The sequence below is a fragment of the Paraprevotella clara YIT 11840 genome, from assembly GCF_000233955.1.
GTDB classification, from domain to species: domain Bacteria; phylum Bacteroidota; class Bacteroidia; order Bacteroidales; family Bacteroidaceae; genus Paraprevotella; species Paraprevotella clara.
Genome location: NZ_JH376605.1, coordinates 160,373 through 177,041 on the forward strand (window position 1 = coordinate 160,373; position 16,669 = coordinate 177,041).

Genomic DNA, 16,669 nt, shown 5'->3' on the forward strand with positions numbered 1-16,669 from the left:
CTTTAAGAGGTCGATTCTGACGCAACCAATATATAATAAGGTTGCTAACAACGTAGTTATAAAATGACTTTGACATATTGTGCTTCACCGGAATCACTCTTCCTGTCTAAAAGGTTCAACTTCAATAGATAAGATTCAATAGCAAGACGTGTTCCTCTATTGAAAAATATACCATAGCGATTAAAGCCCTTATACATTTCTTCCAACTTCACTCTCTGGCCTTTAGTTATCATAGCAACGAGGAATACCAACATTTCATTATCAAGTGTCAAAACGTAATTGCCACGACGCAGTTGCAGAAAACGCATACTTAACAGGTCTACAATCTTTTTGCGCATACGAGAAATGTAACTTGGAGATTGGAGACCACAGCATAAGCGCTCTAACTTTTTAAAGAATTCCTCATACGAATTAACTGTAACGTCTATTTCCTCAATGGAACTACTTTCACTGCTACGTTTACTGAAAACTTCTCTTTTATCCTTCTGGTACAGACGTAACAACTCTTCGCAATCTGCCTTATTTTCCTCAAATGGAGTTTCGCTTAACCTAGTCAGTACTTCCGGGTAAAAGCCTACAAATTTCTCATCTTTTCGTTCCAATACACAATTTATAATATCTAAAGCTTGTGAGCGTCCATAAATTCTGTCCATGAACGTTTTGGGTAGAATGTTCTTCCAACTCAATACCGCATCATGAGTGGTAGAAATCCGTTCTGATTTCAAGATGAAATAGTACGGTTTCTGTTCTTTATACCTATAAGAAAGTTTAGGTAGTGTTTGCAGAACCGTATAGCATACATAGAAATGTAACAACAGGTGTATATATCTGACAATAGCAGTTGTGTCTTGCTCCATTATCCATTTAAAATCATCCTTAAAAGATTTACGAATATCTGGTAGCACATAATACACCTCTTCTTGGATCTTGGTTCCACCAAAGCCAGAGGTGCATTCAACTAAAGCATCTTTCAGCAGCTTGGAAAACAGATTATTACTCTCAAGATTAGGTATGGCAAAATCTAAATCAGCCATAGATGCTAAAAGATTTCCAAGCTTTGTTTGTCCCGACCTATACTTCCTCTTGTTCTTAGTAGAAATCATATCATCGTCAGGAACCAATGGAATATACTTTAAGAAAGCAGTGTCAGTTACATTAAGTGATCCATTAACTTGCATAATATCACGAAACATACGAATAAATTCATCTGCTTGTGATACCTTCATTCTGCATTTTTCAACAAGATATGACCTAACCTTTGATTCGGCTGCAGCGAAATCTTCAATTGCTTGAACTTGGTCTTTTTCAAGCAACCTAAAGAAAGCCCCAGTAGCACCCGACAAGCCGGCCCCTTTGTCTACACCATCTTGACTTGGATTTGACGTGAATGGCAAGAGTTTTATACCTTCTTGCCATCTATCCACCATCTTACCCTTACTATCGTGATAATGCTCCTTATATTTACTTATGTCTATTCTCATTGTAGTTGCACGCTAATCATGGTTTTCTGAAGAGTCAAATCCTCCGAGCCAACTTTAACAACTGTCATTTTTTTAGCACAGTCGCTTAATGATGCAAGTTTCCTAAGGAAATGACTGAATTCAATATTCTTTTCGTTTTCGTATGTCACAGCCAGTTTGCCATTGCGCAAATCATACAAGTATGAGTATAGCGAATAGTCCATCATAAGACCTACTTCCTCTTTATTCGGAATATCCCATCTGAGCTTAAATCTCGGATAAAATTCCCATGGCTTCTCAACAAAGAAACTGTAATTCGGTTCTAATGGTTCCATTTGAAGTTGAGCAAACAGTTTATATCTTCCTCCTTGTATATGCAAAGGAACAACATTTGCTTTTTGAGAATATGAACCATTGTGACGAGATATTGTTTCCGACACAAGGTTATATACCTCCTGTATTTCATCAAAATCATTGCTAAACACACCCTTTAATGTTTTAAGAAAGGAATTATATGTTGCGCTCTCAGAATGATAGCACAATACATGCTGTAATCTGAATAGGAATTTGGTGGTACGCTCAACATCTCTCCCATTGTTCTCGTAGAATTTATTTACTCGTTCCAAGAGTACATTGGGAAGCTTGTCCCCCGAAGAGGTCACTGGCAGGAATCCGTCCGGTATGCGATTTGAGGTAAATAGCAGCGACAAATCCTTATCATGAATCGTATTACTATACTTCATCGGGTCTAGGTGAGATACCGCTTCAAGTATCGTATTCGCACCTCCTGCATATAGCAAAGTTGGCAATAGACTCTCATAAAAAGAGACATTTTCCTTATATTTACTTATTTCCATCGGAACTAAGATGGAATAAATAAAGTCAAGATACTCTCTCGGAGTTATTGCTAGTTTAAAACGTATTATTGCTTCAATAACAGTTAGCACAATTGTTCTCCTAACCTCTGGAAACATCAGCAGTTGGTAATTGAGCAATATTGGATTCTTTGGGCTAATGTTATTCTTTAGATCTTCCGTGTAAGCTGCATAAAATGGGTTTTCCTTACCCGAGGCGGTAGGGGAAACCAATTTATCTAATATTGATGATAAGAAACGAGATGCAATAGCTGTATACCCTTCTTTGTCGGGGTAAAGTTCAAACAACTGCTTGTTTGTAAACTCAACAATCTTAACTCTTTCTGTATTTAAAGGTGGTATCGTGTCGTCATCGTCAAAAAGAGGATCAGCTGCTTTTGCAATTTCTCCATAGATAGCACGAATGTCAGGCTCGTCAATGAAAGCATTGAGTTTTCCAAGATTTATTGCCAGGATTTTCTTTTTCTGCGTACCATAAAGATTTTCATCAGAGAAATCTCTCAGAGCCTCCTTTAGTGTTTCTATCGCAGTCTTATTTGGTGAACTGCTTGCTGTTGCATCATTGTAAAAAGATTCTGCACCCCATCCATTGCCTCCAAGTGATTTTACCTTACTAAGAAGGTGAGACTTTCCATCACCAGCACTACCAACTAGAAGGATAATACCTCCTCCGGCTTGGTCTATCTCAATCATCCTATCAAGCAACTCACTAGATATAGGACGCTCCGTATGAAGATAATTATCTATTTCACTAAATCCGTTACCTGTTTGTACAGATTCAATGGAACTCTGGCTTAATTTGAAGAGTATATGACAAAGCTTAGACTCATTCATGTTAGTATGATGTTATTCCCAAAGTTTGGGATTTGTTAACGATTTGAGTTTGTAACCCATAAATTCCAGTATATCTTCCCGGTGGGATGGAAATCTGTCGATAAAGTCCATTAGGGTCTGCATCGTTTTGCAAAGTCTAATGCCATCCTTTGAGTAATAACCATTTCTATAGCGTGCCTCAAATTCTTCAAATGGAATCTGGTTCGGGACATCCAACTTCTTCGTTTTCTGTTCCCAGAATGATTGGTTGCGATAGCAGTATTCCCAAAATGACATGTAGCGATAGAATTGTGGTTGATTACACCAGCGGGCTATTTGGACGTAGATGTTAGACAAATCATGGTTTTCGTAATCTGCATGGCGCATCACATAGCCAAAGCACCCATACTGCATGAGAATGCGTATGCGGTCAAACAACGTCTTTAAATCCGAATAGAGTTTATCGTCGTCTCCCGCCTTCATCATATACCCACAGAATAGGTAGAACTTTGTTGATTTCTTTGGATTGTAGTGTTTCCAGATTTTAAGCGCCTTGACGATTTTGTCTCGATCTTTCCAGTTGTCAAACGCAAAGATGAAATCGCCATGATACTTGCATTTGGACAGCATCTCGGCAATCATTGGACCATCTTCACTTTCAGCAAGGATGCGTTCGTCCAATCCCTGTCGGAATTGGAAAGGGCGTTTTGATGCTATTAAATTCTCAAGCATCGGCTTCCATATATCTTTTTCGGAGGCAAGGAAGTTGTCATCCCAAAGGTATATGTAAGGGCGCACCAACTTACCTTTCTCATCTCTTTCCTGGTCAAGAAACCATTCCAGTTCTGAATAGCGATAAACCTCATTTTCTAGTTTGTTCACACAGAACGGACAATGGCGCACACATCCGCGCGTTAGGAAACCTATTGAGTAATATTTGTAGTCGTTAAAATATGAAGGCTTGCGCCCCTCGGCAATTTTCTTCTCGACATATTCGTCATAAAGATGATAATATGGCATCTGACGGCGCATGTCTATGCCCTTACTGCGAGGCCCGCCACGCTTGTTCGTCAATTGGTTCAGAAAACAATCCTGCTCTAGACGATTCATGTCGCGCGTTCTTGCACTTTTGAAGTCTTTGACATCTTTTTTTATGGCGTAGTCGCCAGTTCCGCCAATGTGAAACTTTCGTTCAAGCCTTGTGCCCTTCACCCTTTCGTAAAAAGGAGGATCAGGAGTAAAAGAGAAGACCTTGGACATATAAATGGCGTAATAGCCAGAAATATCCTCTTCCTTATCTGTTATTAGATGAAACTTAATGTCGTTGTCGTGAAGAAATCCCGCAAGTTTCAACAGAACAAGATTAGGGTGGCGCGTACCTCCATTAAGTAGATCCGCGTCAACAAGTCCTATTGTTATTTTTGCTTTTGACTTCATTCTGTTCTCATTATTATTGTGCTGTTTCTGCAACTAAATCTTTCAAACTCACAGACAGGGCCTTGGCAATTTCAGACAAAACTTCCAAAGAGGGCTGTTGTCTATTACAACAGTACGCATTAATTGTACTAAAGCTTTTTCCTATGCGCTCAGCCAATTCCGTCTGTGAAACATCCTTTTCTGCAAGGATCACTTTTATTCTATTTAGTTTTTCCATTATTCAGCGTATTTGGACACAAAGATACAAAATTTTGCTCTAAATATCGCACAATATGCTATACTAATTAAGTTGCAGGGCTAAAAATCATTTTTAAAGTACGATTCTATAGCAAAATATGTCTTTCCCTCTTCTACAGGGTGTTTAGAGCTATATACCCATCTCAAAATAAGATTCTGCACCATACACTCACTTTTTAGGTTTATCCGTTTGAATTGGCTTGGATTTGATGGACTTTGCTTTGTCTTCCTGCTCCTTTGCAGCCTGTTCTTTGAGTCTGGCTTGCTCAGCAAGGGCGGATCGTCTTCTCACAGCTTCCTCGTAGGATTCCACATCTTTGCGCATCTGGCGGATTTTGTCGTTGTCCCTGTTGAGCTCAAAGATGTTTTCCAGTTCTGATATGCCATTCGGGGTAATCTCTCCTTTCATCTTGATATAGCGGTACTTCAGGTCGTTATCGATACGGTCATAATCCGGATGCTTGGCGAAATACAGTGCCACAGCCAAGACGACTATCATGGCGAACATTCCGCAAAAGCCCCAAAAGGCAAAGGGAGATTCAATGCTGAAACTGTGGTGTTTCTCGTAATAGACACCATCCTTGATATGCTCATTGGTGGCTCGCAACAAAGATTTCATATCTTCGGATTCCTGTGCCTGCTTCGTTTCCAGATCGGCCAACATCCTGATAATTCTATTGTAACAATCGTTCTGTTGATTCCGGCTCTGCTGATATTCGTTGTTCACTGCAAACAATAAATCCATAGCCTTGTCCGTAATAGAGCCTTGTTTCAGTAAATCGGCGGTATCGCCCCGAATGGCAGATACACTTTCTGCAAGGCGGCTGAACGATGTTTTAATGCCGTTCAATTCCTGTTTGAATTCCTGTATTGCAGCATCATTTACACTGATACCTACTTCGGAATCACCGTCTGCCGATTGTGGCATGGATAGACCGTTTACCTTGTTTTCTATTCTCTCCAAGCACCCGTAGATGCTTTCCATTAATTCTTCCTGTTTCATGATTCTGTTGATTTTAATGTTTTACGTTCCGATAAATTTGTTATAGTCCCAAGCCTTTTCTCTTTTTCTTCTTGCGCCTGCGCAATAGTTCATCGTATGGGATTTGTTCTTCCGATGATGACTCGCCAAAAGAAGAAAGCAATCCTAAGCCGTTACTTTCAATAATGTTATTATTGGGCAGATTATAAGTTGGCTGCTCTTGTCTTTGCTTTTTGGAATCAAGACTATATTCGGTTTCAGATGTATTCCAACTTAATTGAGCATTAAGTTTTGCGAAACTGAAATCCCTGCTGATTTGCGAAGCCTTGAATGTCAGACCGTCTTTGGTAAAGCGGATTCCCTGTATGTCATTTACTGACTTTATTTCTCGGCTTCTTTTTACAAATTCAAGTTTGACACCCTGTTCCGCCAGACGTTCATTGAACTGTTTCCATGTTTTTGAATGTCGCAACGCATTCTTCACGGCGTTGTGAATCTCATATTTTACCTGCTCGGTAGAGCGCAATTTCTCTACGTTTGTTTTGCTCTTATCCTCGGCGTATGTCAATCCGTATTTGTCTTTCAGCTTTTTTGTCGCTATCTCATTACGCTTGTAATCGCTTTGCGAAGAGATTACTTTACCGTCATATCCGATACGATTATAGACTAAATGGCAATGCGGATTGTCAGTATTATTGTGCCTTACCAATATGAATTGGGTGTTCTTGATACCCATCAAATCCATGTACTCCATCGCTATTTCAGCCATAAACTCATTGGTCAGTTTAGGTTTGTCTTCCGGTTTGAAGCTCAAAGCAATGTGTCCGACAGGCTGTTTAATTTTAGGATTAAGCATACGCTGATAGTTGAAACTGTCCGTTATTTCACGAGTATTACCCAACAATACGCCATCGGAGGCAATGATTTCAGCATTGTCTTTGCCCATTACATAGCGGATACATCCACCGAATGATTTTCCTTTCTTTATCTTTCCAATCATTATTGTTCCCTTTTTAAGTTTTATAATCGTGCATTATCGCTTTCAGTTTTTCAAGCAGTTCCGTTACCATATTTGTGGTACGGTACAACCCAATCTGATGCGACAGTTTTGTAAGCTGGTTCAGGTTGTTTGCCATGCCGACAAGGTTGCGCATGGTAGTGATTTCTTCCGTGGAATGCTTTGCCACAATCTGCGTATTGAACGCGGTATCCCTGATATACTCGGCAAGCGTCCGATTGGTCTGTCTGCTGCGAAGACACAGACGGTCGTAATCGGGCTTTGAGAATTTTACCGTAACGGACTTGGAGAGTTTGCGGAAGCTGCTTGCTTTCGGTCTCCCTTTGGGCTTGATTTTATCTTTGTTACTCATATTACTTGGTTTATTGTGATTGGTCATTTTACTGTGATGATGTATCTTACAATTTGCGACCGTTGGGAACGGATTGCCTCCACGACTTTGGGAGTGGAGCGAGGTTTTCGGGATGCCCGAAAGATAACCTCGCTCCCTACCACAAACAGAAGTCCTACGCATCAGCGTATTCAAGAATGTCTGACAGCAGTCATGCAGAGTGCAGATACATTTTTCATCTGACGCACGTTATAATTTACGCCACTGCTCGAAGTCTTCCGAATAGATTTCAAGATGTTGCCGGGCGATGTTTTCAAGCAGTCCCGACACGCTCATTTTGCGGTTTCCGAGCTTGCGCACGAACTCGTCCAGCCTGTCGCGCACTTCGCAACTGACAAATACAGGTTTGCGGTCTTCGATTTTCGGCACTTGCAGAAAGGTGCTGCGATACTCGTCCAACGACAACCTACGTTGTCGGTTGCTTACCCTGCGTTGTGGAACAGGAGGCGTTTCATGTTGTCCTGTTCTTTCGGGTTGCCCATCAGCCTCAAGCGAATTTTCGATTTCAAGGCTGTCACCCTCGGGAAGAATCTGCGACATTGCCGTACCCGTCATAGTCTCCCATCTTTCCTTTCCAAAATTTTTCGTTGTTCCCATAAATTGTGGATTTTAATTGGTTAATACAGTGGTCTCAGTATGCACATTGACCTGTTATCGTCTGCAAAGGAAGTGTGTATAGTTCACTGAATCAAGCAAATGGAGACAGCGTGGCAATTATGGTTGATTATGCGTTTTGCTCATTGAAGTGGCAGTGCTGACTGCAATATTTTGCTTATGTCATTTCGTTGAGAACGGTTCATATTCTGGAATAAGCATTCGTAGTCAGTTCATATTGTCCACTGATTATGCAACATGATGACAAGTGATGTAACAGACCGTCAGCCGTCTGTAAATCCTTTGCGATGTGACGATTACTATATTACTTTGCACCGGAAACAGTAAAACAAGGCGGTGTCCTAAGCCAATTATGCCACAGGCATCCATTTGTTTGAAACGCATGAGGTAAGAAGCGAAGCCACCTTACTTTTGCAGAACCGACGAAAAATAGTATGAACAATATAAACAGTGACAATTATGGAAATAATCAGTTTTGAAAAACAAGCCTTTGAGGAGGTTGCTGCCAAGTTGGATTACTTCGTGCAGCGGATAGACAGCTTTTGCAGGCTGCATGGAGAAAAGGAAAAGAACGGCTGGATGGATAATCATGCCGTCTGCCGGAAATTGCGCATCAGTCCGAGAACCCTGCAGACCCTCCGCGACAATGGAACGCTTGCCTTTACCAAAATCGGCAACCGGACTTACTATCGCCCCGATGATGTGGAGCGTGTCATTTCTGCCGTGGAAGACAGACGCAAAGGGGCGCAATGGAAAGGCAGCGGCATTTGACAAATAAATGTTTAACCAATAATAGAACCGTATGAGCAATGAAATCAGAGAAAAGGATCACGAGTGGGTAAAGAACGTACACTCGAATTTCGACAGGCTTTTGGCCTCGCTCGAAAAGTTGCTAAGCAAGCAACAGCCATCGGTATTCAACGATGAACTGCTGACAGACAAGGAAGTGGCGCACTTGTTGAAAGTAAGCCGCCGAACCCTCCAAGACTACCGCAACAACGGCATCCTGCCATACACGCAGGTTGGCGGAAAGATTCTCTACCGCACATCCGACATAGAGCGTACCTTGATGAAGGGGTATAAAGAAGCGTATCGGCTGAAATAGACGGGCTTCCCCAATATTAGAAGTTGCTTTTAGCTGAATAACCTATATCTGTAGTATAGATTTACGCATTAAAAGCAACTTTATCAGATATAGCCTCATTGATACATATCTTATGATTATAGCCTAAATCATCTATAATTGCATTTTATAGCCTTTATAGGCTATTATTCTTTGCAGTAACAGATAAAATGATTACTTTTGCATTTGAATAAAAAAGAAAGAACTATGTATGCAACTATTTCCGCTGACATAGTGGCTTCCACTTCATTATCAGCACCTGAGACAATAGAATTGAAGCAGAGAATCGAAAAGTTGTTTGTCTTGCTTCAAGACCGATACCCTGATTTTTGGGGTCGTCAGATTAAAGGTGACTATATCGAGTGTGTTATGCAAAATGTCAGCAACGCCTTTCGTGTAGCCCTTATAATCAAATCGTATGTAAAATCTTTCGCAGTAGCAGACAAGAACCGCACAAAAGAATTTCAGGCATACGGTCTCCGCATGGCCGTGGGTCTTGGAGAAATGCGTATTGTAAACATTGAGGAAGGCATATTGGATGGAGAAGCCATTTACCTGTCGGGGCGTGCCATTGAAGAAATGGGAACTGTAAACAAAGGTACGATGATTATCAAAAGCACCCTACAACACTTGGCCTCACCACTACACGCCATCGCATTGTTGACCGATGCCCTAATGAACAACATGACACAGCGACAAAGTGAAATAATTTATTATAAGCTGTTTGGATTGAAGGAAAAGGATATTGCGGAAAAGGTCGGTATCAAACAATCCAGTGTAAACAAAGCCGCCACTACAGCGAAATGGTATTGCATTGAGGAAGCCCTGAAGTATTTTGAACAGATAAATTTTGAAGAATATGAATAGCTGGTTGTTTTTAAGTCTGTTATTGGCCCACGTCATTGCCGATTTCTATTTGCAAAGTGATGAATATTGCAGGCAGAAGGAGGATAAAAAGCTCAAAAGTTGGTTTCTATATGTACATTCACTAATAGTAGGTGCATTGTCGTGGATATTAGTACCGACTTGTAGTTTCGGATTTTTTGCGCTTGGCATTGCGATTTCGCATTTAGTTATTGATATTGCCAAAATATTTAGCCACAAAGGACTATGGAGTTTTCTTCTTGACCAGGCTGCGCATTTGGCAGTGTTGGTTACTGTGGCTTTTTGTTTTAACGCCCCTGAATTACCTATTCAATTAGTGGATTGCAGTGAGACCTTTTCTATACCCTTGTTCTTGTTAGCCATATTGTTGAGTATCAAGCCTGCCAACATTCTGATAAAATTGGTTTTGGAGAAATATCAAATAGGTGAAACACAATCCTGTGAGAACATCAAAAATGCAGGGGCTTTGATTGGAGGTCTGGAGCGTATTCTGACAATCATTTTCGTAATCATAGGACAATATGAGGCTATCGGCTTTATCATTGCGGCAAAATCCATCTTGCGATTCAAAGATACGGACACAGCCAAGACTGAGTATGTCCTTGCCGGAACATTCCTAAGTTTCGGAATTGCACTGCTTTGCGGACTAATGGTCTTAAAATGACATGGATAACTTTCAAGAAAAATATGATATTCTTGTCAAGAAATATAATACGTTGCTGAATGAAAACGAAAAGTTGAAATCCATTCTTCAGCAGCATGGCATTGCGTACCCCACCGAAAAGATTAATAACACCGAAACGGCTTTTTCATCCATTACATTTCCTCCTGTTAATCTTTCTCTTGATGATAAGATTACGTTGTTTCGCAGTTTTTTCAAAGGCCGTGAAGATATATTTGCACGGCGATGGTTTAGTAAAACTACCGAAAAGGGAGGCTACCAGCCAGTCTGTATCAACGAATGGCGCAGTGGTGTATGTGATAAAAAACGGTACAAATGTGCAGAATGCCCGAACAGACATTTCGCACCTCTGACCGACCAAGATGTTTATCGTCATTTAGAAGGAAAAGATGAAAACGGATGTGACGTAATAGGTCTATATGTCATTGCTCTGGATGATAAAAGTTACTTCTTGTGTGCTGATTTTGATGACAAAAACTGTACTCACGGATACAAGAATGACGTATTGGCTTTCATTTCTGTCTGCAAGGATTGGGGAGTCTCATACAGTATAGAACGCTCGCGTTCCGGTAATGGTGCGCATATATGGATTTTCTTTGAAGAACCAATTTACGCCAGTAAAATAAGGAAATTCGGAAACTCCATTCTGACAGAAGCAATGAAACGAAATGGACGAATCACGTTTGACTCCTACGACCGTTTCTTCCCGAACCAAGACAGGCTGCCTGAAGGTGGATTTGGTAATCTTATAGCCTTACCCCTACAAGGAAAAGCAAGAAAAGCTGGTAACAGTGTTTTTGTCGATGAAGAGTTTCTCCAGTTCAAGGATCAGTGGGCTTATTTGCACAGTGTCAAGAAGGTAAGTGAAAATGTAATAGATGCCTTGTTGGCCAAATACCATCAGGAAGATTTTGGTGCATTGGCCACGTCATCAGAAACAAAACCTTGGGAAACTCCAACACCACAAAATATAACTGAAAAAGATTTTCTCGCAAAAGTAACCATCAATAAATCGGATAAGATATATATTCCACTGAATTCCATTTCCAATACAGTGGTAAATCATCTCAAACGAATTGCAGCATTCAAGAATCCGGAGTTTTACAGTAAACAGGCAATGCGCATTTCCACCCGTAATATTCCCCGAATCATTTGCCGTGCCGATTTTACCGATGAATACATCGCTATGCCTCGTGGTTGTGAAGATGCTATCACGACCATGTTATCATCTCGCAGAGTTGATTATGAAATAATCGACAACACAAATCACGGAAGTCCTATTTCCGTAACATTCAGAGGCAAGGAACGTAACGAGCAATTAGATGCCATCAATGCGCTGATGCCTTATTCCAATGGTGTGCTGTCAGCAACCACGGCGTTCGGAAAAACCGTAACTGCCGCAGCACTGATTTCTCGCCGGAAAGTGAACACGCTTATCTTAGTCCATTCCAAAGCATTGCTTTTGCAATGGCACGAACGTCTTTCTGAATTTCTTGATATTGATTTTTCAAAACCTGACACTCCAAAGAAACGAGGCAGAAGAAAGGCATTTTCCCCAATTGGTTGCTTGGATTCCACTTCAAACTCATTGCATGGAGTGATTGATATAGCCCTTATGCAATCGTGCTTTGAAAATGGCGATGTCAAGTCATTTGTCAAAAGATATGGGATGGTTATCGTGGACGAATGCCACCATGTATCTTCCGTAACATTCGAGAGTGTGCTTAAAGTAGTTACGGCACATTATGTCTACGGACTCACTGCCACACCGATTCGCAAAGATGGTTTGCAACCTATCATATTCATGCAGTGCGGACCGATACGTTTCTCATCAGATGCCAAAGCACAAATAGAAAAACAATCATTCCAACGTTACCTGCTGCCGAGGTTTACTTCATACCGTCCAATTTCTGATGAAAAACAATCATTTACGTCATTATCTCAATCGTTAGCAGAATCCGATGTGCGGAATACACTTATCGTAGATGATATACTTCATGCCGTTGCTGCTGGTCGCACACCGATTGTACTGACAAGCAGGACATCTCATGTCAAAACACTTGCCCAAAAATTGGAGCCACATATTGCAAATGTTGTTCAATTAACGGGTGAAGGAACTGCTAAAAATAAGCGAGAAACTTTACAAAAGCTTCAGGATATTCCACATGATGCTTCTCTTGCAATAGTGGCTACAGGAAAATATGTCGGAGAAGGATTTGATTATCCAAGGCTTGACACTCTTTTTCTCGCCCTTCCTATTTCATGGAAAGGCTTAGTGGCACAGTATGCAGGCCGTTTGCATCGGGAGAACGAAGGTAAAACAGATGTACGCATTTATGATTACATTGATATTCACGAATCTGTTTGCGAAAGCATGTATCGAAAGCGTCTGAAAGGATACGCAGCCATTGGTTATAGGATACTTTCAACAGATAGTCCGACATTGTTTGATAATATCGGGAATCTGCAACAATCTCCTCATGAGGGGCAAATTTTCAATGGATACACATTCCGCGCACCTTTCACAAAGGAATTGAAACGCTCAAAGCATTCTGTTGTCATATCCTCGCCTAAACTCTATCATATAGAACGAAATGATTTCGTCAAGATTCTAAAAGATATTCAGGCAAATGGTATTGAAGTTGCGATTATCACATCGACAGTAAGCGAGCAAACCGACTACCTCAAAGGTCAAGGATTCTCTGTAAGGATTTCGCCCAAATTGTCGCTATGCTCATGTGTTATTGACAAATCGACCATTTGGTATGGAAGTGTCAATATTCTCGGCTATCAATCAGAGGAAGACAGCATTATAACCGTTACAGATAGTAAACTGGCAAATGAACTATTGGAAGTCGTTCTAAATAGTACGCAATAGCCACAGAGAGGAAAACGCAATAGAATCGCAAAACAAATAATTGATTTTTCTGGAGGGAGCGCAGTTTGCCGTCTGCCCATTTCATTGTGTCGCTAAAAAATATCCGTCCCAAGAAAAACAAGAACAGCATATAGACATGTGGTTGGTTTTAACCCATCTATATGCTGTTTTCGTTTAGCTTTTTATCCGACTTTTCCGTCGGTCGCTTGTTTCCGCTGCCGTCAGCGTCCATTGTACAGACGTGAAAGGGAAAAGGTTTTCGGGCTGAATACTCTCCGAAGGAGGAAGATTCTGTCCGAAACGGCACTGCCGCCCGACCTTTTCGCTTTCAGTAAAGTCTGTACTAACTTAATGGACAGGCAAGGAGACAGGCGACTGACGGTGAATATCTAATCTGAATTTGCACTGTTCAGTTTGCGTTTTGCAATCAGTTTATCCATATCCTTCGAAATCTTATCATCGGTTATACATGCATATCCCTGTGTTGTCCGGATATTTGTATGCCCCATCATTTTGGCGATGCTCTCCATCGGAACACCGGCAGAAGCCATCAGGGTTCCGAACGTGTGGCGACTTTGATGGTATGAGAGATTATGCTTGAACTGGTGTACAAATCCCAATTCATGGATTTCAAACCATATCATACTACGTATCGCAAAGGAAATATTGGCCGGCTGTCATCCGTTGTGTTATAGAGGGATATTATTTGTTCAGCTATAGGATGTAAAGGTATGAATGCCTCAATATCAGTCTTCTTACGGTAGGTTCTGATATACTTGCGGCCTTCCGCTGTCGTTCCTATATGATGTGGATAAAGCCTTTGTACATCCACGTATGCCAATCCACAAAAACAGGAGAAAACAAAGGTTCGTCTTGCAAGTTCTTGTAGCGGATCAGACTTCGGGTGACTCATTATATCTTGAAGCTGATTTTTGGTAATATACATCAACTTGGTTTGTGGCTTCTTTTCGTACTTTATATCATCCAATGGATTGAATCGAAGAATCCCTTTATCCACAGCAAGATAAACCAGTCTTTTCAACCAACATAGACAGTGGTTACGATAAGAAGGCTTATGCGGATAGTTCATTTTCAGATACAGAATATAATTGTTTCCGAACTCTTCTGTAATGTCAGTAAAGAGCATATCTTTCTTGCCCAACGAGTTTATATATTCACGTAAATAGTACTGATACATTTTGGACTGCCGGTAAGTGGATGTAGAATCAATCTGCACTGATCGGATTTTCAAATTCTCTCTTTCCACCTCACCTGCTTGCAATATGTATTGCGGAACATTGAACTCTCCCGTCATGGAGATCTTTATCTGTTCAGCACTGATTATCCCATTAACTTTTAACAAGTTGTCGTATGTGTCGTCTATACGTTTCCTGTATTCATTAAGCATTCCGTTTATCCGGCTGTTTTTTACCTCGCCTTTTGCACTGTTCCATTCTTCGGGCTGGCAATACAATCCTGTCGCCAAAGTGACAGCCTTTCCGTCTATGGTGATACGGCACATGATAGAGGTCGTTCCGTCAGACTTTATCTTGCTGCGGTTGATATAATACAGTTGTTTATAGGTACTTCTCATGATTCTGTCTTTTTCCGTTATTATAAAACCAATGTCATATCACTTGTCGCCTGAATGAAAATATCCATATCTTCAAACAGTTTCTTGGGTGTTACTCTCGCATATAGCTGGGTGGTGGCCAAATTGGTATGTCCCAACATCTTGCTGATGGTTTCTATTGGTACTCCCGCTTCCAAAGTAATAAGGCTTCCGAATGTGTGCCGCCCCATGTGATAGACCAAATCGCTTTTGATTCCTGCCAAATCCCGAAGCCCTTTCATGTGTCTTCTCATGTTGGGATGATGAATCATCGGAAACAACTCTTTCCTTTCATCGGAATGGTATTTTTCAATCAAACCGATAGCTTCCGGTAATAATTTTACATGGGCAAGATATTCGTTCTTCTTTCTCAGATATTTCAGCCATAATGCCCCATCGTCATCCATATAGATGTTGTCCCTTGTTATTGATACCGCATCCGCATATGGAACTCCCGTATAGCAAGCGAACAGGAACAAATCCCTTGCTATATTGTGTGTTACCCTTTCTTCCGGTATCTGCACATCACGTATTTTCTCAAAATCTTCCCTGCTCAGTGCACGTGGAGGTTTCCTGTTTTCTTTCGGCAGCTTGAAGTTGGCGAAATAGCGTTTCTCGGCATGACCCTCCTTAAAAGCGATACGACAGATTTTCTTGAGGATTGCCAGATAATGCCTTGCCGTATCAACTGCAAGACCTTTATCTTTCAGGACATATTCTTGAAATTCCCAGGCTACTTGTTCATTCAACTGTCCGAACGCCACATCTTCAGTCTTAAAACGCTTTTTAATGTATTCGCCCAAATACCTGCGAGTATAGACATAGGTGGACATGGAGGTTTTAGCCACATCAATACCGATTCTTGACCGCATATCTTTTATATGCATATCCAGTCTTTTCAGTAAAGTCATCTGGGTTTCAACACTTCCTTGAAACAATTCCTTAACCGCCATTGCATCAAATTCGATTTTGCGTTCCAAAAGAGAGTCAAATGCGGCATTTACACCTAGTAACAGCCTGTCAATCTTGGCATTTAGCTCTACGGCTTCCTTACTCTTTCCGTTCAAACGGCTTTCACGAGGATTCCACAGTTCGGGAGTGCAGGAGATTTTACAGCTGAACTGCGCCATCGTGTTGTTTACTGTGATTCGACCCATTATCGGGGCTTTGCCCGACTTGTCCAATCCGCTCTTTTTAAGGTAGAGCAACACCTTGAATTTTTCTACTTTCATACGCTTATATTTTATGTGCAAATTTACTCGCTTTATAAGCGTTCTTTGATATGCAAAACGATGACAATCAGTGCAATATTTCGCTGTTACAAATTATTTGTTCTGCTCATCGTTACCTGTTTCCTTTCGGTAACAAAGCGGCTAACGGTTTGGTAACTGAATACCTGCAATAATCTGCACTTTCTTGCTTCTCATCCATTTGGCAAAATATAGAAAATCCGCTAATTACTAACCGAATACGTTTAATCGTTACACTGTTTCATTTACTTGCTTTTACTTGTTTATTCCACTGCTTTCGTCACTCGTATGCGGTCATACAAATATCCTTAGGTACAGATATTTACACAGTCTCAAAGATGCTAACGCATAAGAACGTGTCCACGACTCAGATATATGCCGGTGCGCCCAGAATGGTCGCTTAATAAATAC

The 16,669-nt window shown here is 41.0% G+C and carries 15 protein-coding genes and 2 pseudogenes; 7 read left to right on the forward strand and 10 right to left on the reverse strand.

Going from position 1 to position 16,669, the window contains the following annotated elements; genetic code table 11:
• Positions 1–56 precede the first annotated feature (56 nt).
• From dptG to HMPREF9441_RS10850, 7 genes are all read right to left on the reverse strand, one after another.
• The gene (gene dptG / locus HMPREF9441_RS10820; protein WP_008621056.1) at positions 57–1,481 is read right to left on the reverse strand and encodes a DNA phosphorothioation-dependent restriction protein DptG; all 1,425 of its coding nucleotides are present in this window, start codon (positions 1,479–1,481) and stop codon (positions 57–59) included.
• Complete coding sequence (gene dptF / locus HMPREF9441_RS10825) at positions 1,478–3,169, reverse strand: DNA phosphorothioation-dependent restriction protein DptF (protein ID WP_008621057.1); 1,692 nt, start codon at positions 3,167–3,169, stop codon at positions 1,478–1,480. Before dptF ends, dptG begins: the two co-directional genes overlap by 4 nt.
• Positions 3,170–3,181: 12 nt before the next feature.
• Positions 3,182–4,585, reverse strand: a complete 1,404-nt coding sequence (locus HMPREF9441_RS10830; protein WP_008621058.1) for a radical SAM protein — start codon at positions 4,583–4,585, stop codon at positions 3,182–3,184.
• Positions 4,586–4,598: 13 nt separating this feature from the next.
• Entirely contained in the window at positions 4,599–4,802 is a 204-nt protein-coding gene (locus HMPREF9441_RS10835; RefSeq protein WP_008621059.1) for a helix-turn-helix transcriptional regulator, read from the reverse strand.
• Positions 4,803–4,991: 189 nt separating this feature from the next.
• Complete coding sequence (locus HMPREF9441_RS10840) at positions 4,992–5,825, reverse strand: hypothetical protein (RefSeq protein ID WP_008621060.1); 834 nt, start codon at positions 5,823–5,825, stop codon at positions 4,992–4,994.
• A 40-nt stretch (positions 5,826–5,865) separates the two neighbouring features.
• Positions 5,866–6,804 (reverse strand): relaxase/mobilization nuclease domain-containing protein, encoded by a 939-nt coding sequence (locus HMPREF9441_RS10845; RefSeq protein ID WP_008621061.1) that lies wholly within the window; start codon positions 6,802–6,804, stop codon positions 5,866–5,868.
• A gap of 13 nt (positions 6,805–6,817) precedes the next feature.
• Positions 6,818–7,174 (reverse strand): plasmid mobilization protein, encoded by a 357-nt coding sequence (locus HMPREF9441_RS10850; protein WP_172634941.1) that lies wholly within the window; start codon positions 7,172–7,174, stop codon positions 6,818–6,820.
• A 36-nt stretch (positions 7,175–7,210) separates the two neighbouring features.
• Between HMPREF9441_RS10850 and HMPREF9441_RS18375 the strand changes: the two genes are divergently transcribed.
• Complete coding sequence (locus HMPREF9441_RS18375; protein WP_147715952.1) at positions 7,211–7,396, forward strand: hypothetical protein; 186 nt, start codon at positions 7,211–7,213, stop codon at positions 7,394–7,396.
• Positions 7,397–7,402: 6 nt separating this feature from the next.
• Here HMPREF9441_RS18375 and HMPREF9441_RS10855 read toward each other — a convergent pair whose 3' ends face one another.
• Entirely contained in the window at positions 7,403–7,810 is a 408-nt protein-coding gene (locus HMPREF9441_RS10855) for a DUF3408 domain-containing protein (protein ID WP_008621064.1), read from the reverse strand.
• Between the two features lie 477 nt (positions 7,811–8,287).
• On the opposite strand from HMPREF9441_RS10855, the gene HMPREF9441_RS10860 reads away from it, so the two are divergent.
• The 5 genes from HMPREF9441_RS10860 (at position 8,288) to HMPREF9441_RS10880 (ending at position 13,396) form a co-directional block, all read left to right on the forward strand.
• Complete coding sequence (locus HMPREF9441_RS10860) at positions 8,288–8,599, forward strand: helix-turn-helix domain-containing protein (RefSeq protein ID WP_008621066.1); 312 nt, start codon at positions 8,288–8,290, stop codon at positions 8,597–8,599.
• 31 nt (positions 8,600–8,630) lie between these two features.
• Positions 8,631–8,933, forward strand: a complete 303-nt coding sequence (locus HMPREF9441_RS10865) for a helix-turn-helix domain-containing protein (RefSeq protein WP_008621067.1) — start codon at positions 8,631–8,633, stop codon at positions 8,931–8,933.
• Between the two features lie 225 nt (positions 8,934–9,158).
• The gene (locus HMPREF9441_RS10870; protein WP_008621069.1) at positions 9,159–9,818 is read left to right on the forward strand and encodes a sigma factor-like helix-turn-helix DNA-binding protein; all 660 of its coding nucleotides are present in this window, start codon (positions 9,159–9,161) and stop codon (positions 9,816–9,818) included.
• The gene (locus HMPREF9441_RS10875; RefSeq protein ID WP_008621070.1) at positions 9,811–10,500 is read left to right on the forward strand and encodes a DUF3307 domain-containing protein; all 690 of its coding nucleotides are present in this window, start codon (positions 9,811–9,813) and stop codon (positions 10,498–10,500) included. The genes HMPREF9441_RS10870 and HMPREF9441_RS10875 overlap by 8 nt, the downstream gene beginning before the upstream one ends.
• A 1-nt stretch (position 10,501) precedes the next feature.
• Positions 10,502–13,396 carry a TOTE conflict system archaeo-eukaryotic primase domain-containing protein gene (locus tag HMPREF9441_RS10880; protein WP_008621071.1) on the forward strand — a complete coding sequence of 965 codons (2,895 nt, stop codon included), beginning with the start codon at positions 10,502–10,504 and terminating at the stop codon, positions 13,394–13,396.
• Positions 13,397–13,785: 389 nt separating this feature from the next.
• On the opposite strand, the pseudogene HMPREF9441_RS10890 reads toward HMPREF9441_RS10880, so the two are convergent.
• Both HMPREF9441_RS10890 and HMPREF9441_RS10895 read right to left on the reverse strand, forming a co-directional pair.
• Positions 13,786–14,990 (reverse strand): annotated as a pseudogene (locus HMPREF9441_RS10890) (tyrosine-type recombinase/integrase).
• Positions 14,991–15,010: 20 nt separating this feature from the next.
• Positions 15,011–16,240: a site-specific integrase gene (locus HMPREF9441_RS10895; protein WP_008621077.1), complete on the reverse strand. Its 1,230-nt coding sequence runs from the start codon at positions 16,238–16,240 to the stop codon at positions 15,011–15,013.
• A gap of 284 nt (positions 16,241–16,524) precedes the next feature.
• Here HMPREF9441_RS10895 and HMPREF9441_RS17865 point away from each other — a divergent pair.
• Positions 16,525–16,662: pseudogene (locus HMPREF9441_RS17865) on the forward strand (tyrosine-type recombinase/integrase); the annotation flags it as partial.
• Positions 16,663–16,669: the final 7 nt, after the last annotated feature.